Annotated in this window: 17 protein-coding genes and 2 tRNA genes; 11 read left to right on the forward strand and 8 right to left on the reverse strand. The window is 55.9% G+C overall.

The genetic code is table 11. The features are described 5' to 3' along the window. Nucleotides 1–159: 159 nt before the first annotated feature. The gene (locus ACQY1K_RS06970) at nucleotides 160–402 is read left to right on the forward strand and encodes a hypothetical protein (RefSeq protein WP_430258583.1); all 243 of its coding nucleotides are present in this window, start codon (nucleotides 160–162) and stop codon (nucleotides 400–402) included. 15 nt (nucleotides 403–417) lie between these two features. Here the strand turns inward: ACQY1K_RS06970 and ACQY1K_RS06975 are convergent, their stop codons facing one another. Then, nucleotides 418–1,071: a recombinase family protein gene (locus ACQY1K_RS06975; protein ID WP_430258585.1), complete on the reverse strand. Its 654-nt coding sequence runs from the start codon at nucleotides 1,069–1,071 to the stop codon at nucleotides 418–420. 2,433 nt (nucleotides 1,072–3,504) lie between these two features. Between ACQY1K_RS06975 and ACQY1K_RS06980 the strand changes: the two genes are divergently transcribed. Then, nucleotides 3,505–4,971, forward strand: coding sequence for a hypothetical protein (locus ACQY1K_RS06980; RefSeq protein ID WP_430258587.1), 1,467 nt, complete (start codon nucleotides 3,505–3,507; stop codon nucleotides 4,969–4,971). A gap of 294 nt (nucleotides 4,972–5,265) precedes the next feature. Here the strand turns inward: ACQY1K_RS06980 and ACQY1K_RS06985 are convergent, their stop codons facing one another. From ACQY1K_RS06985 to ACQY1K_RS07000, 4 genes are all read right to left on the reverse strand, one after another. Further along, entirely contained in the window at nucleotides 5,266–6,120 is an 855-nt protein-coding gene (locus tag ACQY1K_RS06985; protein ID WP_430258589.1) for a hypothetical protein, read from the reverse strand. An 890-nt stretch (nucleotides 6,121–7,010) separates the two neighbouring features. Then, nucleotides 7,011–7,187, reverse strand: a complete 177-nt coding sequence (locus ACQY1K_RS06990) for a hypothetical protein (protein WP_430258591.1) — start codon at nucleotides 7,185–7,187, stop codon at nucleotides 7,011–7,013. A gap of 89 nt (nucleotides 7,188–7,276) precedes the next feature. Further along, nucleotides 7,277–8,590 (reverse strand): DUF6538 domain-containing protein, encoded by a 1,314-nt coding sequence (locus ACQY1K_RS06995; protein ID WP_430258593.1) that lies wholly within the window; start codon nucleotides 8,588–8,590, stop codon nucleotides 7,277–7,279. Between the two features lie 384 nt (nucleotides 8,591–8,974). Continuing rightward, nucleotides 8,975–9,049, reverse strand: a tRNA-Asn gene (locus ACQY1K_RS07000). A gap of 181 nt (nucleotides 9,050–9,230) precedes the next feature. On the opposite strand from ACQY1K_RS07000, the gene ACQY1K_RS07005 reads away from it, so the two are divergent. Then, nucleotides 9,231–9,494 (forward strand): PGPGW domain-containing protein, encoded by a 264-nt coding sequence (locus ACQY1K_RS07005; protein ID WP_062457597.1) that lies wholly within the window; start codon nucleotides 9,231–9,233, stop codon nucleotides 9,492–9,494. 63 nt (nucleotides 9,495–9,557) lie between these two features. Here ACQY1K_RS07005 and ACQY1K_RS07010 read toward each other — a convergent pair whose 3' ends face one another. Together ACQY1K_RS07010 and ACQY1K_RS07015 are read right to left on the reverse strand one after the other, a co-directional pair. Next, complete coding sequence (locus ACQY1K_RS07010; protein WP_062580325.1) at nucleotides 9,558–10,199, reverse strand: exopolysaccharide biosynthesis protein; 642 nt, start codon at nucleotides 10,197–10,199, stop codon at nucleotides 9,558–9,560. Between the two features lie 788 nt (nucleotides 10,200–10,987). Next, nucleotides 10,988–11,164, reverse strand: a complete 177-nt coding sequence (locus tag ACQY1K_RS07015; protein WP_162728347.1) for a hypothetical protein — start codon at nucleotides 11,162–11,164, stop codon at nucleotides 10,988–10,990. 308 nt (nucleotides 11,165–11,472) lie between these two features. Between ACQY1K_RS07015 and ACQY1K_RS07020 the strand changes: the two genes are divergently transcribed. Together ACQY1K_RS07020 and ACQY1K_RS07025 are read left to right on the forward strand one after the other, a co-directional pair. Beyond that, nucleotides 11,473–12,168, forward strand: coding sequence for a hypothetical protein (locus ACQY1K_RS07020; RefSeq protein ID WP_430258595.1), 696 nt, complete (start codon nucleotides 11,473–11,475; stop codon nucleotides 12,166–12,168). Nucleotides 12,169–12,307: 139 nt separating this feature from the next. Beyond that, the gene (locus ACQY1K_RS07025; protein WP_062580327.1) at nucleotides 12,308–12,496 is read left to right on the forward strand and encodes a hypothetical protein; all 189 of its coding nucleotides are present in this window, start codon (nucleotides 12,308–12,310) and stop codon (nucleotides 12,494–12,496) included. Nucleotides 12,497–12,688: 192 nt separating this feature from the next. On the opposite strand, the gene ACQY1K_RS07030 is transcribed toward ACQY1K_RS07025, so the two are convergent. Then, a tRNA-Cys gene (locus tag ACQY1K_RS07030) sits at nucleotides 12,689–12,762 on the reverse strand. Nucleotides 12,763–13,070: 308 nt separating this feature from the next. Here ACQY1K_RS07030 and ACQY1K_RS07035 point away from each other — a divergent pair. From ACQY1K_RS07035 to exoR, 6 genes are all read left to right on the forward strand, one after another. Continuing rightward, on the forward strand, nucleotides 13,071–13,268 hold the full coding sequence (locus ACQY1K_RS07035; RefSeq protein ID WP_062457584.1) for a hypothetical protein: 198 nt from the start codon (nucleotides 13,071–13,073) through the stop codon (nucleotides 13,266–13,268). A gap of 132 nt (nucleotides 13,269–13,400) precedes the next feature. Beyond that, on the forward strand, nucleotides 13,401–14,048 hold the full coding sequence (locus tag ACQY1K_RS07040) for a protein-L-isoaspartate O-methyltransferase family protein (protein WP_062580328.1): 648 nt from the start codon (nucleotides 13,401–13,403) through the stop codon (nucleotides 14,046–14,048). Between the two features lie 241 nt (nucleotides 14,049–14,289). Then, nucleotides 14,290–15,240: a DUF2497 domain-containing protein gene (locus ACQY1K_RS07045; RefSeq protein WP_082471943.1), complete on the forward strand. Its 951-nt coding sequence runs from the start codon at nucleotides 14,290–14,292 to the stop codon at nucleotides 15,238–15,240. Nucleotides 15,241–15,360: 120 nt separating this feature from the next. After that, nucleotides 15,361–18,276, forward strand: a complete 2,916-nt coding sequence (locus ACQY1K_RS07050; RefSeq protein ID WP_430258597.1) for a valine--tRNA ligase — start codon at nucleotides 15,361–15,363, stop codon at nucleotides 18,274–18,276. Nucleotides 18,277–18,652: 376 nt separating this feature from the next. Further along, nucleotides 18,653–19,888 (forward strand): OmpP1/FadL family transporter, encoded by a 1,236-nt coding sequence (locus ACQY1K_RS07055; protein ID WP_430258599.1) that lies wholly within the window; start codon nucleotides 18,653–18,655, stop codon nucleotides 19,886–19,888. Nucleotides 19,889–20,363: 475 nt separating this feature from the next. After that, nucleotides 20,364–21,158 carry an exopolysaccharide production regulator ExoR gene (gene exoR, locus ACQY1K_RS07060; protein WP_430258601.1) on the forward strand — a complete coding sequence of 265 codons (795 nt, stop codon included), beginning with the start codon at nucleotides 20,364–20,366 and terminating at the stop codon, nucleotides 21,156–21,158. Nucleotides 21,159–21,207: the final 49 nt, after the last annotated feature.

Here is a 21,207-nt window from a genome sequence, read left to right on the forward strand (position 1 = left end):
GACGGACGACTTTGGCCTTGCGATCGATTTCGCCGGTAGCGCAGCCGTCCGCTCCGGAGAACGCTGACGACAGCGGCTGGTTCCAGTGGACGCGGTCGGCACATTCACGCAACCGAAAGGCGAAGGCGGCATAATCACCTAAATGGCTTGGAGTGTGAGATGCGTTTTATGAAAGTAACAGCGTGGATTTGGCTTGGCCTTCTCGGTGCTGGTGTTGGTCTTGCGGCTTTCGGGCTTGAGAAGCTGCCGATCATGGCTGGATTGATTATCGGCTGCGGTGTGGGCCAGTTGTTCGTTGCCAAGGCGATTACTGCCGATCCCGGCTATGCGGCGAAGGCAAACGTTATTGCGTTACTGCCAGCCGGGATCATCGTAGTTGGAACCGTGCTATTGTACGTTTGAAGCGACCGCTGTGTCTCAAGCGCGTGCGATCACTCGCTTCACCGCTGTCGCCGTCCACTGTCCGCCCCGTGGCGTTGGCTTACCGCTGGCATTGAGGGCGTCTGCGATTGCTTGAAGGGTCTCATTGTTCTCTCGCATCGACAAGATGATTGGCGCGACTGACTGAGCGAACCTATCAGCATTAGCCTTGACCGCCACATTCCGCTTCATGGTGGTATCTCTTAGACCGCCTAGCTTTACGCCTCGTGCCTTTGCTGCTTGAAGTGCTGCCTTGGTTCGGGCGCTGATGAAGTCGCGTTCCTGCTCAGCGAGAGCGGCGTAGATGTGGAGTTGAAACTTGTCCGCGTGCGGCATAGAAGCGACACGAAGATTCACGCGCTTGTCGTCCATGATCCTGGCAATAAAGCTAACTTTGCGGCTGAGCCTGTCGAGCTTGGCTACCAGCAGTTCGGCACCGCTCTTTCGAGCCAATGCCAAAGCCTTGGTTAGTTCAGGGCGATCATCGTCGGCACCGGATAGTACGTCTTGGAATTCGGCAATCACCTCGTAGGGTACGTCTGAGAACTGGGTAAGGAAGATAGTGATATCGCGTTGCTGAGCTTCAAGCCCTAAGCCGGATCTGCCTTGGTCTTCGGTGCTTACACGGGTATAGACGATATAGCTTTTCAACAATTAGCCTCTGTAGTTGATGCTTTATATCATCCATAAGCGCGATATGTCAAATGTCGTCGTTCGTTGTGCTTGATATGGATGGTCAGTTGCGAACGAGTGTCAACTGTTGTTCAGGAATTGTTCTGAGTTGCGAATAGTTCGCGATCCGTTGAGATGTTACGGTATTACACGGTTTGGCGGCAAGTTTCGGTGGCATAGCGCGGCGGGCTGGCATTACGTACTCGTTGTTGGAACCTGCCGATTGGCACCACTGTTACGCGTTTGTTCCAGTCATTGCCTTTATAGTAGCATATGCTAATATTGATGGGTCGCCCGCACGACACCCCCTCGTGGTTGGTGACATGCCTCTGGGATGCCGTTCCAGATGGTGGAGCGGGCGTGTTGGAGTTGGTAGTTACCGGCTACCGACACGCCCGCTAAAACGACGACTGGTTGGTTAAGACCGGTGATGAGCCCACAACAATTCCTTAAACAAAAGCCTGATAACCAGTCAGCGTCTTGGCAACGCCTTGCCGAGATGCGTGACGACCGGGACGGACGTTTCAAGCATGAACGTTTCGGTCGTTGTCGGCTTCCAAGAAGGCAAAGGTATCAGATCACAGCCTTTGCCTTCCTGGTTCGGTCCGTGATTATCAGCATCACGTTGGGATGGCGGCTACGAAGGTTCCCACTGGGAATTATCTGTCTCTTGCTCGGGTTGACCGTCACTGATAGGTTGTGAGCCGTTGTCATATCTATCGTGACAGCTTGAAGCTTCGTTCCCTACAAGTTGCGATCTTCTCAAACGGGAAGGGCAGGTCAGTACTATCCGGCTTGCCCTTCACCTATATCCCGCGAGATAGCGGGGCTCCCAATCCACAATGCTTCCTTAACCAGAATCACTCATATTCGCGTTGCCTCTGGTGCCGCAATACCAGTAGCTCAGCGAGCATGTCGGCAGTGATTGGTACCTGCTCCCGACATGCTCCGCTACAATCCTCACCTTGGGGGTTCTGTTGCCACCAAGCGTATCTGACCATTGTTCCTAGCACTGATCATTGTTACGCTTATGTTGTTGCCGAGAGTTGATTCCTCCGGCTATGGCGACGAGCGACGATGGTTCAGCGGTAGGACGTCAGAATCATTGTCTCTACTTGGAACGGTTGCCCTCAACATGCTCCCCGCATGAAGCGTCCGTTTCAACGGGAAGGCTGATGAAAGTTGGCCTTCCCAAGTCCCCAGCCGTTGTAACAGCCTGTTGGTGAGCTTGCGTCATAACGGTGACGTTGATAGTCCTTCGACCGGTCCGAAGCCAAACCCGGACCAGCCGACTTGGAAGGTTCTGTCTTCGCGACAGCCTTCCCTTTTTCGACCTGTTGAAAGTGCTACATGCCCTGTCAGTCAGGCGGCTTCCGGATTTCCTTAATCTGAGAGCAATTTTATTTGCGGTAAGACGGACTATCCCCGCATCTGGTGATAAACCGGTTTTATAGCCTCTCGGAAGCCCTGTAAAACAAGGGTTTTTCAAACTTCGTCTTGACGAAATTTCGGTTGGTCGGGTGACGCCGGGCACCACTTCAAACCCTGGAATTACGGTTCGGTACGGGATCACATCTGTTCGATGTGGTTTCGTCCCGTCGCGCCATCCAGATCCGTACAGCGGATCGCAGAGAGCGGCAGTCTTATCCATTGGTGTGAATTGGATCTGGCAGGGTTCAACAGGTCGCTACAGGGTCCAACAGTTACCTTCAGGATAGCCATTGGATGAGGTGGCATTTTATTGATTATGAAACTTGATATCACCACAAGCTATGGACTGCGTAGCAGGACATATTCGCGAGCCTCTTGGCGAGTGGATTGGTAGGAATTGGTTGAACCCTTCTTGTCGGTTAGTTCCTATGGATTTTTATTGGTGTTGATTTTATGATCATTGGATTCCCATGGAGAAATTGAACAACACCAGATTCATTTGAATCTCATGTAACCATGTCGTCTATCGAATCTCATGTGATTGAATGAGTAACTTCGCTACGCTCGTTACCTGCTGTCTTCTCGCTCGCAAGCTCACTCGTAGCCATCAGAAGCCAGTGGTTTTGATATGAGATTTCATTACCAATCCATGAACCATATGAAAAGTGTCCCGTCTAATTCCCTATAGGTATAAGGGAAACTATTGGGACATATTGGATGGCGCGACGGGACAACGTTATATCAGACGCTTGCGTTATGTCGCTGTATATGCTACTTTATGTGTCTCCCCCAAAATTCAAAATCCCTACATATCTTCTAGGAATCGAAACCGGTCGCATGGCTTCATTCCAGAGGTCATCTATCGGTTTGGTTCCGCTTTCTCCTTTCTGACAAAAACGAAACGTCAAAGGTCTTCAGCGCAATTGCGACCGGTCGCTGAAGACCATTTTCGTTTTTAGAACTCAAAAGCAGAAAGGAATAATGACGAAGCCAACCTTCTATTACGTGGACGCCCCAATCGGCTCAGGCAAGTCGCACGCGCTTGTTCAGTACCTCAAGACCACGCAGAACCCGACGACAATCGGGACACAGACCAACGCTCTCTCTGTCCAATATGAAGCAGATTTGAATGAGCATTGGCTATCAGCAAAAGCAATCTTCCGCCCCGACACTGAGAATGAAGACGCTGAAATCGAAAGTTCTTCCAAGCGTTACAGAGAGGGTTGCGCGGCAAAGTTCCCGATCCTCATCGTCAATCAAGAAGTCGCCGCGAAATGTAAGGATCACACCGAATCCCGCGATCTTTTCAATGACGAAATCACCTCAGTTTACGAGCGGGTACAGATCGACGGTCTTCCTATTTTTCAGAAGATGGTAGCTGAATTTCTTGAGCCAATCGATGATGGTGATAGCGAATTCGTCCGTCTTCTAAGGACTGAGAAGGTGATAGATGCGGCGGAAAATGGATGGCAGGACCGATTGCTCCGCGGTACTGACGAAAACATCAAAAAGGCTTTCAGTCGGCTATCAGATCCGGATTTCGCAGTATTCGTTAATCGCAACGATCTCCAGAATTTCAAATGGGAATTGCGTGGTTGGCTCGCGCTCCATGTGATCACAATGCCTACGCGATTTGCTCACTATCGGTCTGTGACTTTTATCGGCGCTAGTGTCAAAGACAGCCTTTTGTACCTGCTTTGGCAGAACATTGTCGATTTTGCCCCTCATCCCGAGATTGTCGCGAATTATCACGACATTCGAACCAAGGCTGACCTCGTTCGCCTGTATGCCTTTCATGAGCGGGATCTTTCATCGACACTTCTCGCTGAAACTGGCCGACAGACATATTTCGATGCCTGTTCAAATGCCGCCGCACCGCTAATTGCTGGCCAAGGTTCAATCGTCTGTGTGAATAACGAGAAACGCGGTGAGCGACATCGCTTGCCGATCCCAAATGCCGTCCGCCTTTCCCCAGATCCGAGAGGCACCAACGCCTTCAAGGACATCAACGTTGCCGTTCATATGGCAGCACTAAATGAACATCCCGACACGTTCGGCTTTTTCGAGAGGTTCTTTGGCGTGCGCCCGGATCAGGTTAAGACCGCGACAAGTTGGGAGCGGATCTACCAGTTCATTGGGCGAGTCAGCATTCGATCGAAAGAGGCGAACGAACCAATCCTGATATTCGTTAGCGACCTTGGTTCCGCACGGTTCCTTCAGGAAAAAATCGGATGCGCCCCGCCAACCGTGCTGAACATCGGACTTGAGACTGTTGAAGGTGCGCCCAAGAAACGTGGTCCCAAAGCCACGGCTCTGTCGATTGAAGAGCGTCGGGAGAAGGAGCGGCTGCGCAAAGCGGCGCAACGCAGGAAGAAACGTACTTCCGAAATCAACGCATCAATTTTGAAGAGAACAGATCCAATGATCATAGTCATCGAACCAGGCTGACCGAGACGATTTAGCTGTGTGGAAATCGTTTGCGAACTTGTCCTCCGGCGATCTTGAGCGGAGGCTACTACGCTGAAGCTCTTAATAGAGGGTTGCGACGTGCCACGGATGATGAGCCGGTAAAACTCGTCTGCCACGATCGCCGCGCATCAGAAATCGCGCCAGCATTCTGGCCATCACAAAGCCATCCACGGCTATTTGCCCCCAATCACCATCCTCAACCCGAAGCCGCCACTAAAGGCGACAAACCATGGAAAGCTGGATGGCTATTTGGCTAGGTGGCTGGATATGGAGCTATCTGCCGAAAGGATTTGGCGAAAGTCGAGGATACGTGATCTTGTGCCTGATCCCGCCGTCTTCTAGCACCCGTCGAGCGGCTTCCTGCTTAGTCACGACTGGCTTGAGTTGAATTTCCGGAAAGTTAGGGCGCTTACCTTTAGCCCAGTCTATTATCATCTCTCCAAAACGGGGACAGTAAGCCCAAGCGAGCTGTAAGCCATCAAACTGAGGGAAGACGCCAAGCATTCCGAAAGGCTGAGTCTTATACGTATCGCCGGCTTTAACGAAGATGATCCTCGGATTCATTGCCTCAAAGCCTTCCTCGTCCAGCGCTCTTAATCCGGCCTCGTCACGCTCCGCTATCCACAGGCGGGTTGTCTGCGCAGCACTTCTTAGATCCGCGTAAGCTTTCGCGTATTCATCGCGAAATATGGTCGGGATCGATATCTTTTCGACTTTCTCCAAGTCGTAGAACACCCGATTTTCTATGTCGGCTTTCATCAGGTCATCGAGGATTTCACGGGCGAATTCTCTCTCCATGCCTCGATCGATCGATCCAATGGTTGGTCGGCTTGGTCGATTGACAATGTCTTGGACAACCTTCAACTGCTCGACCATACGGCAGACTGTGCGGGCGTGCTCCGTCATCATCTGGATGCTGCGGTTGCGATCGGCAGCGACGAGCTGATCACGAGCGACACCATACTGATAGACGCCAACGACGACGGCTGCGGTCGTAGCAATCGAGGACAGGATCGTCGCGATAACCATCATCGCATCTAGGCGATCGCGATACTTGGCCTTGCGAGGCTCTTTGATCGCCTCGTAGGCCATCCGCTCACGCCAATCCTTCAACGACTGATTGCTCATCGAAACTCCCCAGCTCCGATCGCCTCATAACATGGGACGGCAAAGGACGATAGGATCACCGAGTATCTCGCGCCAGGGTAGGGACGTCAGACAGTAGGGGAGGGGTCACGAAGCCGCTCTCGTGACAGGGTCACGCAATCGTACGCAGATCAAGCGGACCTACAGGAAGTGTGCCGCGTGTCCGATTTCGCGCTTGCTTACAATCTGACCAGCGCGGAACAACATCGGCTTCTAGCTCTGCTTGGCTCATTCGCAACCCGGGAAGAACTTCTGATGAACGTCCGACGCGTAAGCCGTGTCAGATGAGTATCAGCGGCTAGTGGGTGAAGTGCTGTAATATTTCGATCTCGCCCTCGTTCCCTGTAAACCGCTCCAATAGGCGTTGGGCCAGTTCACGACCAGCCGAACTGTGTGGATGGACAGAGGTCCTTTCGCAGATCACCCGATAGACGGATACAAGCTGGGCCATCTGTTCTTGTTGGGTAGCTGTTTCGCCACTCATACCATATCCTTTTCGCCACCTATGATAGCGGGTATGGGGCGGCCTCAACTGTACCACGGAAAGCAAAACACCCGCAAACACAGTGTTGGGGCTGTGAATGCGGGCGCTCTGTTCACTCAGCCGTCGCTTTGCTCACCAGCTCAGGCGGTGTGGTAACTTTCAAGCGCGCCACGAGTTCCGACCGGCTGTCACATAACAGCAGAGGTACGATAACGTACGGTATCGGCGTGGAGACAGCGGACGCCTACGCCTTTATGGCGTCTTGCGGGTATCTCGATCTCTGGGGTTTATTAGCGGTTCGAAGCCTGCCCAACCGGCTTCGAAATCCGCTGTCCGGGGACATCAGCGGATATGCCCCTCTGGTCCTGACGCCCGGAGGGGCATTCTTTCAATCGAGCAACGCCAGTTCAGTGGCAATGCGCTGCTTGTTACGGGCGTGTTTCATCGCAACCGCACTGAAGCCATGCTTCTTCAGACCACGAATAAGGTTGTCGTAGTCGCGCATGAATGCCGCACGGATCTTGGGGTCGTTTACGAGGTTGTCGAAGGTGTATTTGGTGGTCAATTTCCATGTTCCTGTTCGGAAACATGGCTCATTCATAATGTAGGGTGACGCTAAACGTCTTCACTTCAAGCCGATGTTCGTTTTCGGGGTTAGAGTTTATGGGCATGTTCAGGAAGCACCTGTCTCAGCACTTCAAGCTTTACGGATAGTGGGTACTGTTCGCCGTAGTGTGCGGCCATCTTGCCATCTGAACCCCAACCCATGATGGCTTCGCGCAAGGTGTCTTCGACCTTGTGGGCTTTCATCAATTGCGCCAGACGGTGGCGATAGCTGTACGTGACCTTCTTAGGGGCAACGGTCTGTATGAGCTTGTTGGCGGCGGCGGAGAGGGCTTCAGAGCCGTTGTCGCGCCTGTACCGTGGGAAACCCTTCGGGAACTGTCGCATCGCATCCAGTGCCACGCCTACAAGCGGGACGTCTCTTATTCGATTGTCAGTCTTCAAGAACGACCGGTGTTCGTTGATGTCGATGGATATGTACGGGATTGGCGCGTCAAGATGGATGTCGTTTTCGGTGAGGAATACGAGTTCCTTGGCGTGTGCGCCGGTATTTTCCATTACCGAGATGATGGCGCGCAACTGATCATTAGCTTCGACGTCTGCGAAGTGCCTTCGGACCGCTTTGACCTCATCTTCGGTGATCACCGGACGCTTCTCTTCATCACCCTTGCCCTTGATCGGGCGTAGGTTCTCAAAGGGCGAGTCCTTCATGTCTCGGATGTCGTATGCGTGGCGGACGATGACTCGCTGCCACATCAATTTTTTCCGGACCGAGTCGACCTTCAGAGAACCATTCTCGACACGCACAAGCAGCTTCCCGCGATAGTCGTAGATGTCCTTCTTCGTGAGCTTCAAGACATCGACGTCCTTACCCATCTCGCGCTCCCAGTCCGACACAGCCTCTTTGTACTTGTTCTTCTTTTTCTGCTGGTCGCGGTGAGAGAGGTTGAACCACAGGTCAGGCGAATCCTTGTCGAATTCTTCCCAAGCCTGCCGAATGGTGAGGGTAGGCGGTTCGTGCGTCCCACCCACTGCCGCATAGTCAAGCGCGGTCGGATTATTCATCCTGCCAAGCGACTCGATTCCCGGTCCAACGATCTGAACGCTTTCTTCGATTGGGGTCGTCACGATCTGATCGACGTGCTGGTAGCTCGTGCCATGAACAGTCGCAGTGCTGCGAAGAGCAGTGGGTGAAATTTCTTCCTGTCTCTCCCCATTAAAGTCGCGGGTGTAGAAATCGACCCACGGACCCATAAGAATGACGGCTTCGGTCAAAGACTTAGTACCGAGACTCTTTTGAATTTCGTTTCGTCCGTAGGAAGTACGGACATGTTTCGGGACAGGTATCCTCACATAGAAGGTACCTTTCCGTTCAAACAGATATTTTGAAGCAGCCTTTCGCATTTCTGATCAGACAAAGATTGCCCAGGCGACATTAAGTCGTGCGCACTGACGTGCGTTGATGAAAGTAAGCTTGGGATGATTGGAAGTTACATCAGCATATCACGTAAAGTGGCGCACGGATGCGGCGGTTGACTGCTAATATGGCAGCAAAGATGCGGAATGTCAACGCTTGTAGATTACGGATGTCAAGTGCGTTATTCGAAACTATTAAGAATTACAGACATTTTAGAATTTATATTGATTTCGGAAAAGATATACTTGAGCTGAATATGATGCGTACCGGAAAATGTAGCACCAGAATGTAGCAAAGCCGCCTTGGAGGGCGGCTTGAAAATGCTAAGGTGTTGATTTTGTTGCGGTATTTTAGCCAAATCGCATAGAATTTGGCTCCCCGGGCCGGATTCGAACCGGCGACCTGTCGATTAACAGTCGAATGCTCTACCGCTGAGCTACCAGGGAACAACCGCGCTTGCGGTGTGAGCGGGGTAATACAAATGCTTCACGCATTTGCCAAGCGGTTTTTTCAAAAAAATTAGGTCCGGCTTGTTTTATCCCCATGCATCCCCATCTCGCCCCTACAAAAAAGCGTTTAGTTGGAGCCGTATACGTGGTGGAAAAACCTCAAGGCAGGCGGTTTGGAATGGATCCGGGGCAGGGTCGTCTCTTCATCGCAGGACGGTCCATTCCGATGCCGCGCTCGCGCGTGGCGCGGCTCTGCATCGGAACCGTTCTTATCGTCGGCGGCATTCTGGGCTTCCTGCCGATTCTGGGCTTCTGGATGGTGCCGCTGGGTATCTTGATCCTGTCGCAGGATCTCGCTTTCGTCAGACGTCGTCGTCGTCGTCTGGAAGTCTGGTGGGGTCGCAGGCGCCGCGAGAAACAAGCAGCTTCGCTTCGGAAATGACATGATGTCAACCAGACCGGGAGAAGCTGTCGCCTGGTGCGAGAGCTTCTTCCGGAATGAGGCTTATCCGGCGAGTGACGCCAGGCCCTGGCCGGCGGCGAACGCGCCATAAGCAAGCGCCCCGAAATAAACGATCGTTGCAAGGTTGAAGAAATAACCGCCGAGAACGACGAGACCATCCCGCTGAACCATGCCTGTCGACAGAAGCAGAATAGCAATGCCGGGCAGCGTGTTGGACAGGGGGATGAGGCCGAGCGGAAACATCAGGAGCACACCGGCGAACGTGATTGCGAGGCCATTGACCCTGTTGGCAATGGGCCCGGTCGTGATGCCGGCCATGCGGTGCTTCAGATATTTGTCGAGCCTGGAGACGATTTTCACGCCTTTCTCAAGGGTCGGCACCAGCTTTGCGCTGTCGAGTTCCCGATCGAGAATCGCACGAGGAAGCCACGGCATCCGGTTGAGCACCACAGCAATGCTGATCATTATGATGGCCGCGCCGAACACGGTGCTGACACCCGGGATCGAAACGGGCAGCAGAAAGGGGAGGGAAGTGACCGCGCAGATCAGCAGCAGACCCTGTTCACCGACGCCATCCATCAACTGACGCAGCGTCACGGTGCCGCCGTCAATCCGACCGATCAATTTCCTCAGCGTTTCGCTGAGACCTGCCGATGTATCTTCGAATTCCGCGTTATCCTGCAAAGCTGCACCTCTGTCATGAGAAATGCAGTCTGAATAACAGCAGAAACAAGCAACTCAAAGGCAACAAAACGAACTCGCGCGACGCGCGGCGCGTCAGTCGACCATCAAGCCGCCTCCAGATGTACCGGTTTTCGAACACGAGCAACGCCTCGCGGTTTCCCGGCTGCGCATGCAATCCACTATTTCGGTTGCGCCCAGCGATCATAGAGGCCGCAGGCCACCACGACACCAAGAGTGCACAAGACGAATGGATTCAATGCGGCTACAAAATCGAGATACTGCATAACGGTCTCCTCTTCCCGTTAGCCAAGCCGCCAGATGTCTCCCACACCTGACTTCAGACACTCTAACACGATTTTGATCCGTGAGCGAGAATGTTGATCAGGGCGAGCGTGCGGCTTGTGGGGGACGAGGAGAGGCCGTCAGTCAGCGTGTCTCGGTGAGACCGTCAAAACAGGGCAACGAAAAGATGCCCCACATAAATGATGCTGACGAGGGATATAATAGTCGTGAACGCCATGACGGCGTCGGAAGATGAGAGCTTCATATCGAACCATCGCCGTCATGGCGATCCTCTGACAAGGGTATGGCGGCAACATCGCCGTCTGCCTATTTCTAGGACAAATAGTTTAACGCAGCCCTATGGAGGAACGTTAATATCTGGTTACGAACCGATCGTGAAATGTTGCGGCTCGTGTCGCTGATATGGGCAGGGCACCCCCGCAGACCCCATATCGCTGCGCGACCACGTGATCACGGCAAGCTTGTCCGATACGAGCCGTTCAAATCTAATTGACGCTGTTTGGGAGAGGGGTTTTGGGCTCGTCCGGCTTCTCGCGGCCGGCCGGCAGAAGCTGACCGGACAGTTCCACCAGCGGCGTCTGCGACAATGCCTTGGCTGCCTCCGCAAGCAGTGCGAGTTGCCGCGCAATATCTGCGAGTTGTGTGGCGGGATCATCCTTCAAATCGGCCTCGCTGCGATCATTCCGTGAGGGGCCGGAAATAGTCGCGCCTGCAGAAATGTAAAGGAAATTTGCTAATAGAAGCAATAAATCAACGGCGTGAAGGACTGCTCTACAGTTTTTCGGGTTTGCCGGTTTCTTTGGAAACAGGGGCAGAGCAGAATCTGTCCGCCGTTAAAGACATGGACTACCGGCTTCTCCAGTAGTAGACCGTTTTCATCCAGAATCGGCGCGCACGGCACCGGTCAGCACGCCGCTAAGCGGTCCACGCCGTCAATCCACACTCGTCGACATGAATTTTGAGAATCGAAATGCTCCCACACCACGCCTACGCTGTTACTTCCCGTCCTTGGTATCTTTTGACACTGGCATTGGTCGGGGCTGCCGTTCTGTTCGCTATAGACCTTGCGAGTAACGGTTTTACGACAGCACTGACGAAGGAAACCGGCGCGCTCGAGATTTCGACGGCCCTTCTTTACGCCTATACCGCAATGGTGTGGCTGTGGACGCGCACCGGCGACATATGGCGGCGGGACTGGCAGGTTGCGGCCATCATGCTGTTGATGATGGGGCGAGAACTCGACCTCGACAAGCGGCTGACCAGTGTCGGCATGCTCAAGAGCAACCTCTACCTGACGAACATGGCGCAACCTGTCGAGCGCGTCTTTGGCGTCCTGGTGATCCTGTTCGTGGCGACCGTCGCGTTCCGGCTGATCGTTTGCAACGGCCCCGAGCTTCTCTCCGGCGTCAGGTATCGCGCGTCCTGGGCTTGGAACATCATCGCGGCGATCGGTCTTGCCATTGTCTCCAAGTCGATCGATGGGCTGGACCGCAAGCTTGCGCCTTTTGGCGTCATTGTCAGCGATCACACCAATCTTCTGTTGGGTATCGTCGAAGAAGTGCTGGAATTCGGCATTCCGGTCATGTTCCTGGTGGCGACTATAAGCTCCATCGATCTTTCCGCGGCAGCCAGGGGACGCAAGCCGGCCGCGGCGTCTGCTCTCTGACATCATCACGCTTCGCGCCCAATCCTTGAATTCTTGACACAAACCAGCGACCGGTGCCGATAAACGTCCGGTCTCTGGCATCCCGCTTATTGCCTCGAACGCAAAGCGCGGTAGTTGTTCCGGTTCACAGGAGCCGAACATGCAGCCGGAAAATCGCGTCCAACGCTATAAAGACACTATCCAAATCCTTCGTGCGGACATTGAGTGGCTAACCACGAGCGGGTTCAGGACGCAGACGACGTCGAACGAGACCCTCATCGCGGAGTTGGAACTGGCCGCAGAGGCATATCGTGGCTTGGTCGAAGAACTGGTGCGGCCGGTGGGCTGATCCGGACAGGCGACAGGTCCAATCGCGAATTGGAGGTAGGCTGGCGGGCGTGAAAGACGATCCGCTGGCGTTCTCGTGCACCAGTCGCAATACCTAAATAATATCGAGGAATGTGCGCGACCGGTTGTGATCGGACATATCATGTCGATCGGCTGACGCCGATGCTAACCCATTGCGATATATCAAAGGGGATGGAGGCCTCGCCCGGAATTGAACCGGGGTACGAGGATTTGCAGTCCTCTGCGTCACCACTCCGCCACGAGGCCATCCGGTGCTAAAAAAGCGAGTGGTGGCGCCGAATTAGAACGAATCTCCGATGGGTGCAATACCCTTCTGTTCAATCCTCGACGTTTTTATCCACTTCGTCAGCGGCGCCTGTCTGTACCGGTGACGAAGGGCGCCTGCAAAACGCGGCGTCCTCGGAAGATACCCTTGCGGGGGAGGCTGTATGCAGCGTGTTTGCGTCATCTGGCTGTGTTGATCCTATGGTAAATATTTCACGAATATTCCTCGCGGTCAGGGGAACGGAACCGAGCTCTTCCGACTTTAGTGAGCGAAGCCCAGGGAGGGAAAAATGCTGAACCGATTGATCACCGCACTCTACAGACCCGTCACCGAAGATGATGCGACTGGCACGTTTGCAGATGGAGCCTTTCATCTGAGTGCTGCCGAGCAGTTGGCATTCGATCGCAGCCACAGCCTGCGCAAATCCTACGGACACGATGTCGTCCTCGCCAAGAAGCGAGAGCTTCCGACCCTTATCCTGCACTAAGCAAGAGTTGCACGAGCGCCTGCATCACCGTGTTTTTTCCAATCGATGCGCGCGCTATCTTGAAAGCGCAGCGAGAGGCAAGTAACACGGCTGAAGGATTGGCCGGTACGCCGGCGCTGTGAGGCAGGTGACATGATTGATTTCGAAGCAGCCCGTGTGAAGATGGTCGAGAACCAGATCCGCACGACAGACGTGACGGCACATTCCGTGCTTCAGGCGTTTCTCACGGTACAGCGCGAAAACTTTGTTCCGGCCAAGTCGAAGTCACTGGCCTATATCGACAACGATGTTGAAATCTGTCCCGGTCGCTTCCTGATGGAAGCCTCGCCTCTGGCCAAGCTTTTACAGCTGGCTGCGATCACCAAGTCGGATACGGTGCTCGAGGTCGGCACAGGCAGCGGATACATTTCTGCGCTTCTGTCGCTTCTTGCTAAATCGGTCGTGTCGATCGAATCCGATGAAGCGCTCGCCGAGCAGGCAATCGCCAACCTCGCGGGCGCCCACAACGTGACTGTCGTCACGGGCGACATGGAAAAAGGCGTTGCGAACCAGGGCCCTTACGATGTCATCTTCATTGCCGGCTCGATCGAAGACGTGCCGGCTGAACTCAGTGCGCAGCTCAAGGATGGCGGGCGTCTGGTCGCCGTTCTCGGATACGGCAATGCCGCGCAGGCGACGCTCTTCGTCAAAGAGCAGGGTGCACTGTCGAAAAGCGCCCACTTCAACGCTTCGATCAAACCGTTGCCGGGATTCCGCCGCGCGAAGGATTTCGTATTCTAAAATCGGCTTGCTGACGGTTTGCGAAGTTTAGAAAGGGGGCCTTGGCCTCCTTTTTGTTTTTCCAGCGCGATACAAATCGGCAGCTGGGATTCACGTCGGCAACAAATCTGTGTATCGCTAGAGTCGTTGATGCGCCCGTCGTTGTATCGCGAGACGAGGTTCGTAAAGTGAAAACGAATCAGACCTTTGAAAAGAGGTCGTCTGCCGACCTGGCACCCAGTCGGCGAGAACGGGGATGAAAATGGCTCAGCCAAGTGTAGCGCGTGAACCGTCAATGGAAGAGATCCTGGCTTCGATCCGCCGGATCATCGAAAGCAACGAGCCGGTCGGCGAGGGTTCACCAGATCAGGCATCGCGTTCGCCCTATGCGGATGACGATCTGATCGACGATATCGACGATACGGACTTTGCGTCCGATCTTGCCGCTGGCATCGCTGCAAACGACCCGGGCCTTCCTCTTCGTGCCCATTCACCGGCCCCGATGCCGTTCCAGTCGGAACCCTACGCCCCCGCATCCGCAAACGACGCACCCAAGCCTGTTTCCGCATCGACAGTCGACCCTGAGATTTCATCATCGGGTGAGCGCTCGCTCTCGCTTGCCGACGTTGCGGCCCGCGTCCGCGCCGCTTCGGCCCGCCAGCAGGAAAATGCGATGAGCCGCCCGGCACCGGCGCCGCGCCTGTCGATGCCCGCAGCCGAGAAGGCATCCGCTGCAATCTCGGCCTTTGCCGACGTCGCGCTGCGTGACACCATCGCCCCTCTCGAAACAAGGCCTGCGGCAATGGTATCCAAGCCGATCGAGACCCCTATGGCGAAAGACGTCGAGCCTGCAGGACCATCGCCCATTCCAGCGCTGAAGCCGCAACCGGCAGTCGCGCAGCAGCCGGAGATGTCCGAGCCGGTCGAACAGCCGGCACCGAAGGCGCAACCGGCTCAACAGGAAAATCTTCCTGCGATGATCGAGGAGGCCGCTGCAACGCTCCTTTCGGTCGAAGCGGGCGCGCAGGTGACAAAATCGTTCAACGAACTTGCAGCCGTCTTCGATGGTCTCGAGCGTCGCTCTGTCGAGGATATGGCGCAGGAAATGCTGCGTCCGATGCTGCAGGAATGGCTGGACGACAACCTGCCGACACTGGTGGAGCGTCTCGTGCGCGAGGAAATCGAGCGCGTTGCCCGCGGCCCGCGTCGCTAAATCGCCTCCAATGCCTGTCATCAAGGGCCGCTCCACACGGGGCGGCTTTTTTATTGACTTCACGGCCTCCACGTCTTTAACACCGCACCATCTCATTCAAAAAGAAAAACGGGTCAGGAAATGCTCGAAAAGACCTACGATTCCGCCGCCGTCGAACCGAAGATCGCCAAAGCCTGGGACGATGCGGACGCCTTCCGTGCCGGTGCCAACGCAAAGGCTGGTGCGGAAAGCTTCACCATCGTCATCCCGCCGCCGAATGTGACCGGGTCGCTGCACATGGGGCACGCGCTCAACAACACGCTGCAGGATATCATGGTCCGCTTCGAGCGCATGCGCGGCAAGGACGTGCTGTGGCAGCCGGGCATGGACCATGCGGGCATTGCCACGCAGATGGTCGTCGAGCGCCAGCTGGCCGAGCGAAAGCTTCCCGGCCGTCGCGAGATGGGCCGCGAGGCCTTTGTCGAGCGCGTCTGGGAATGGAAGGAAGAGTCGGGCGGCCTGATCTTCAACCAGTTGAAGCGCCTCGGCGCATCCTGCGACTGGTCGCGCGAACGCTTCACCATGGACGAGGGTCTGTCCAAGGCCGTTCTCGAAGTCTTCGTCACGCTCTATAAGGAAGGCCTGATCTACCGCGGCAAGCGGCTGGTCAACTGGGATCCGAAGTTCGAAACGGCGATATCCGATCTTGAAGTCGAGTCCAGGGAAGTCGAAGGCCACATGTGGCACTTCAAATACCCGCTGGCCGGCGGCGAGACCTATACCTATGTCGAGAAGGATGCGGACGGGAATATCGTGCTTTCCGAAGAGCGCAATTATATCTCGATCGCCACGACGCGTCCCGAAACCATGCTGGGTGATGGTGCGGTTGCCGTCCATCCGTCGGACGAGCGCTATGCGCCGATCATCGGCAAGCTGTGCGAAATCCCTGTCGGCCCGAAGGAGCATCGCCGCCTGATCCCGATCATCGCTGACAAATATCCGGAACCGGATTTCGGCTCGGGCGCGGTCAAGATCACCGGCGCGCATGACTTCAACGACTACCAGGTCGCAAAGCGCAACAAGATCCCGCTCTATCGCCTGATGGATACCACCGCCTCGATGCGCGACGATGGCGACGCTTATTCTGTCTATGCGGCCAAGGCGCTGGAGATAGCCAAGTCCGGCGAACTGCCGGGCGAAGCCGATATCGACGAGATCAATCTGGTTCCGGAAGAGTATCGCGGCCTCGACCGCATGGTCGCCCGCAAGAAGATCATCGAGACGATCAATGCCGAAGGCCTTGCCGTTACCGTCAAGGACAGCGAGGGCAACGACATTCCGTATGTCGAGGCAAAGAAGATCATGCAACCGTTCGGCGACCGCTCCGGCGTCGTCATCGAGCCGATGCTGACGGATCAGTGGTTCGCCGACGCCAAGACGCTGGCAGAACCGGCGATTGCTTCGGTTCGCGAAGGCCGCACCAACTTCGTCCCGAAGAACTGGGAAAAGACCTATTTCGACTGGATGGAAAATATCGAGCCCTGGTGCATTTCGCGCCAGCTCTGGTGGGGACATCAGATTCCGGCCTGGTACGGTCCTGATGGTCAGTGCTTCGTCGAAAAGTCCGAGGAAGAAGCACTCGACGCGGCCATCCAGCATTATCTGGCACACGAAGGCCCATGGAAGGCCTGGGTTCAGGAGAAGCTCGAGAACTTCAAGCCTGGCGAGATCCTGATCCGCGACGAGGACGTGCTCGACACCTGGTTCTCGTCGGCACTCTGGCCCTTCTCGACGCTGGGCTGGCCGGACAAGACGCCGGAACTGGAGCGCTATTACCCGACCAGCGTTCTCGTCACCGGCTTCGACATCATCTTCTTCTGGGTTGCCCGGATGATGATGATGGGCATGCATTTCATGAAGGATGCGGAAGGCGAGCCTGTCGAGCCGTTCCACACGATCTACGTTCATGCGCTGGTTCGCGACAAGAACGGCCAGAAGATGTCGAAGTCGAAGGGCAACGTCATCGATCCGCTCGACCTGATCGACGAATACGGCGCCGATGCGCTGCGGTTCACGCTGGCCATCATGGCGGCACAGGGTCGCGATGTGAAACTCGATCCGGCCCGTATCGCCGGCTACCGCAACTTCGGCACGAAGGTCTGGAACGCAACGCGCTTCGGGGAGATGAACGGCGTCAAGCGTGATGCGGGCTTTGATCCTGAGAATGCGAAGCTGACCGTCAATCGCTGGATCCTCACGGAACTGTCGAAGACCGTTTCTGACGTTACCACCGCGATCGAGACGCAGCGCTTCAACGAGGCTGCCGCTTCGCTCTACCGCTTCGTCTGGAACCAGGTTTGCGATTGGTATGTCGAGCTGTTGAAGCCGATCTTCATGGGCGAGGATGAAGCCGCCAAGGCCGAGGCGCAGGCCTGCATGGCCTATGTCCTGGAGCAGAGCTACGCGCTTCTCCACCCGTTCATGCCGTTCATGACCGAGGAGCTCTGGGCTCACACGGCAGCCCGTGACGGATTGCTCGCCCATGGCGAGTGGCCGGTCTCCGGTTTTGCGGACGCTGACGCTGCCGACGAGATCAACTGGCTGGTCGATCTGGTATCCGGTCTCCGCTCTGCACGGTCCGAAATGAACGTCCCGCCATCGGCGACAGCACCGCTCATCATGGTTGGTGCCAATGCGGTCACCTCGTCGCGGCTCGCGCGTCACGAGGCGGCAATCTGCCGGCTCGCGCGTGTCGAGAGCATCTCGACAGCTGACGTCGCCCCGAAGGGTGCGGCACAGATCATCGTCGGCGAGGCGACGGCCTGCCTGCCGCTCGGCAACCTGATCGATCTCGGCACGGAGAAGGCCCGAATCGAGAAGGCGATCGTCAAGAACGAGCAGGAAAAGGACCGTCTCGGCAAGAAGCTCTCCAACGAGAAGTTCATTGCCAATGCCGATCCGGACGTGGTTGCCGCTGACCGGGAGCGCCATGCCGAGCTGGAAGGTCAGCTCGAAAGCCTCAAGATCGCTCTGCAGCGGGTCATCGAAGCCGGCTGATGACCAAGGTCTCCGCCGTGCTCTAGGCCGGCGCCAACGAACGAATCTCTGAAAGCCGCGGTCCTGTGACCGCGGCTTTTCGCTGCGCTTCGACCCAGAAGTTCCGTTTGCGTGCACATGCACAACGGGAGAAAGCCGCAATGTTGCCGCATTGTCACATCGCCGCGCCCATGCGGGATGGTGTTCTAATTCCAGCTACGGTACGGCCCCAGATTAGGTAATTTTGTTCCCAACCACCGATTCGGTGGCGATTGTTCCTCCGCTTACGTAAATTAGCGACCGTTTTGCAGCGCAAGATCGGGGACAGCCGAAAGTTGTTATTTTGGGCAGAGTATTTAGAATTGTCTCAATGACTTGCCGGGGAGTGGGAGACGAGATGCAAAGCAATTTCATCGCCAAGGGCGCCTTTGTTCTGATGGCTGGATGGAGCGTTTATTCGCCAGCGTTAGCGGGCGGACTGGAACGTGGGGGATACAATATCGACCTTCTGTTTGACAGGTCGCCCTATGCCGCCGAAGCGACGGCAACCTACGTCATGCCGCAGCGGAAGCTGAAGAACGCGCAAGACACCATCACCGGACCGGACGGCAACCTCAGCACAACACCAGGCTATTCCTATTCGAGCACTGCTGACGACAGCGAGAGCTACTGGTCGCCGCGGATCGGCATCAAGGCGGGTATTGGCGATTCCGTCGACTGCATGTTCAACTATTCTCAGCCCTATGGTGCGCATACCAATCCTGGCGCCAACTGGGCGGGTGCCAATGACAACATCGAGACGAAGGTCGACAGCGACAACTACGCAGCCACCTGTTCCTACCGCTTCGATGCCGGCCCAGGCCAGCTTCGCCTGATCGGCGGCGCGAACTATCTGCGCATGGATGGCTTCAAGGAACGGCTGTTGATCGCCCCTGAAGCGCTTGGCTTCGCGTTCAGCGGTGTTGGTCGTCTGGACCTGGAAGGCGACGGTTGGGGCTGGCGTGCCGGTGCGGCCTACGAAATCCCGGAATACGCATTCCGCGCGAGCCTGATGTATTATAGCCAGGTGAAGCTCGACGAGGTCACCGGTACGGTCGATCTGACGCAGGTCCCGGTCGGCAGCGTCTACGCCGGTACCGTCGTGCCGGTTGAGGGCTCGACTGCTATGCCAGATGCCCTCGAGCTGAAGCTTCAGTCGGGTATCGCACCGGACTGGCTTGCTTTCGGTTCGGTCAAGTGGACCGACTGGAGCCAGCTGCAGCGCATTCCGTTCTACAACAACGGTGTGGAGATCACATCGCTCGATCTCGGCTATCGCGACGGCTGGACGATCACCGGCGGCATCGGCCACAAGTTCAACGAACAGTGGAGTGGGGCCCTGAGCCTCACCTGGGATCGCGGCACATCGCAGGAATTCGGAACGCAGACAGATACCTGGCTGTTCAGCGCCGGCGTTTCCTATGCCCCGACCCAGCACGTCGAGATTCGCCTTGGCGGCGTGCTCGGCATCCTGACGGGTGGCGAGTCCAGCGCATCGTCCATTGACGGCATCCCCGTCGGCGACGAAGCGAGCTACGAATACGATAGCGACCTGGTTGCAGCACTTTCTACGTCGTTGAAGGTAAAGTTCTGAAAACAGTTACTAATTAGCAAAAGCCCGGTTCGAGCCGGGCTTTTTCGTTTGTGGCGCGTTTTCGCCGACCCCTCCGAATTTGTGACGATTTGGCAACAGTCTTGTGCCACGATGAGCGGGTCGGCGAACAACGGAGATTTTGTCCATTTCCCGCCACAAACAGGGAGCAGCGGTAAAGGAATAACGGACACGGACCGCGGGGGCGGCGCGTGTGAATTGGAGTACCATGGGCGGGTTTTTCAATAGAATACGGGGCTTTGGCCGCGTTGTCGCAGGCGGATCGGATCGCCGCGCACAACTTCGGCGCGTTTTGCCGGCAGGTCCTACTCTTGCCGAAAACGGGACGTACAGTTTCCATTCTAGAACGGCAGCGATAGCTGGCGTCTCGCTGATCGCCGGTTGGCTGATCGGGCCGTGCAATCGGTCGGAGATGGCAAGCTCTATGACTTCCGGGTGTATGGGAAGAAACTGAAACATGTTGAAGTTTGGCATTGTGTCCATGAAAGTATTGCTTCTTGGCGTGTCGCTCACCTCGGCTGTGGTGGGCTCGGCAGCTGCGTTCGACATCCAATCCGGCGTGACCAAGGAATCGGGTCCCTTCGACCTCTTCAAGTTCGGCTTCAAGGCCTACAAGAACGGCCAGAAGGAAGACGCGGTCGAAGCGTATCGCTATGCCGCCGAGAAGGGACATACCGGTTCCCGCTGGGCATTGGCGAACATGTACGCCTTCGGCGATGGCGTCACGAAGAACGATCTCGAGGCGTTCAAGATCTATAACGAGATCGCCACGCAGGGCGTCGAACCCGGCTCGGAAGATACCGGTTTTTTTGTCAACGCGCTTCTGTCGCTTGCGACCTACTATCGCCGCGGCATCCCCGATACACCGGTGAAGCCCGATCTTGCCCAGGCGCGGCAGATCTATTTTCAGGTCGCTTCGACCTTCGGTGTCGCGGAGGCGCAGTTCCAGCTTGCCAAGATGATTCTTGCAGGCGAGGGCGGATCGCCAAACCTTCAGCAGGCGAAGAAGTGGCTGAACCAAGCCCGCAAGAGCGGCCATCCGGGCGCCATGGCCGTTTTCGGCAACATCCTGTTCGACGAGGGACAGACGGTCCGCGGTCTCGCCTTCCTGACGGCTGCACTCGACAAGTGCAGCACGAAGGACTGTATCTGGATGGAGCCCTTGCAGGAGCAGGCTTTTTCTATGGCAAGCGAGGAAGACCGTCGCGGTGCGATCGCGCTTTCGCATGAGTTTGCCAAGGGTATGGACTGAGGAAGCGGCGTTGGCTGCTTCCTGTTAGTTCCGGACGATCAGGGACAAG

Origin of the sequence: Neorhizobium sp. IRS_2294 (assembly GCF_050500145.1) — a bacterium.
Taxonomy (GTDB): domain Bacteria; phylum Pseudomonadota; class Alphaproteobacteria; order Rhizobiales; family Rhizobiaceae; genus Neorhizobium; species Neorhizobium soli.

Excerpts from the sequence above, each read along its gene's own strand:
- ACQY1K_RS06970 (WP_430258583.1), top strand. The coding sequence starts at position 160 with ATGCGTTTTATGAAAGTAACAGCGTGGATTTGGCTTGGCCTTCTCGGT.
- ACQY1K_RS06980 (WP_430258587.1), top strand. The coding sequence starts at position 3,505 with ATGACGAAGCCAACCTTCTATTACGTGGACGCCCCAATCGGCTCAGGC.
- ACQY1K_RS06985 (WP_430258589.1), bottom strand. The coding sequence starts at position 6,120 with ATGAGCAATCAGTCGTTGAAGGATTGGCGTGAGCGGATGGCCTACGAG.
- ACQY1K_RS06995 (WP_430258593.1), bottom strand. The coding sequence starts at position 8,590 with ATGCGAAAGGCTGCTTCAAAATATCTGTTTGAACGGAAAGGTACCTTC.
- ACQY1K_RS07005 (WP_062457597.1), top strand. The coding sequence starts at position 9,231 with ATGGATCCGGGGCAGGGTCGTCTCTTCATCGCAGGACGGTCCATTCCG.
- ACQY1K_RS07020 (WP_430258595.1), top strand. The coding sequence starts at position 11,473 with ATGCTCCCACACCACGCCTACGCTGTTACTTCCCGTCCTTGGTATCTT.
- ACQY1K_RS07025 (WP_062580327.1), top strand. The coding sequence starts at position 12,308 with ATGCAGCCGGAAAATCGCGTCCAACGCTATAAAGACACTATCCAAATC.
- ACQY1K_RS07035 (WP_062457584.1), top strand. The coding sequence starts at position 13,071 with ATGCTGAACCGATTGATCACCGCACTCTACAGACCCGTCACCGAAGAT.
- ACQY1K_RS07040 (WP_062580328.1), top strand. The coding sequence starts at position 13,401 with ATGATTGATTTCGAAGCAGCCCGTGTGAAGATGGTCGAGAACCAGATC.
- ACQY1K_RS07045 (WP_082471943.1), top strand. The coding sequence starts at position 14,290 with ATGGCTCAGCCAAGTGTAGCGCGTGAACCGTCAATGGAAGAGATCCTG.
- ACQY1K_RS07050 (WP_430258597.1), top strand. The coding sequence starts at position 15,361 with ATGCTCGAAAAGACCTACGATTCCGCCGCCGTCGAACCGAAGATCGCC.
- ACQY1K_RS07055 (WP_430258599.1), top strand. The coding sequence starts at position 18,653 with ATGCAAAGCAATTTCATCGCCAAGGGCGCCTTTGTTCTGATGGCTGGA.
- exoR (WP_430258601.1), top strand. The coding sequence starts at position 20,364 with ATGTTGAAGTTTGGCATTGTGTCCATGAAAGTATTGCTTCTTGGCGTG.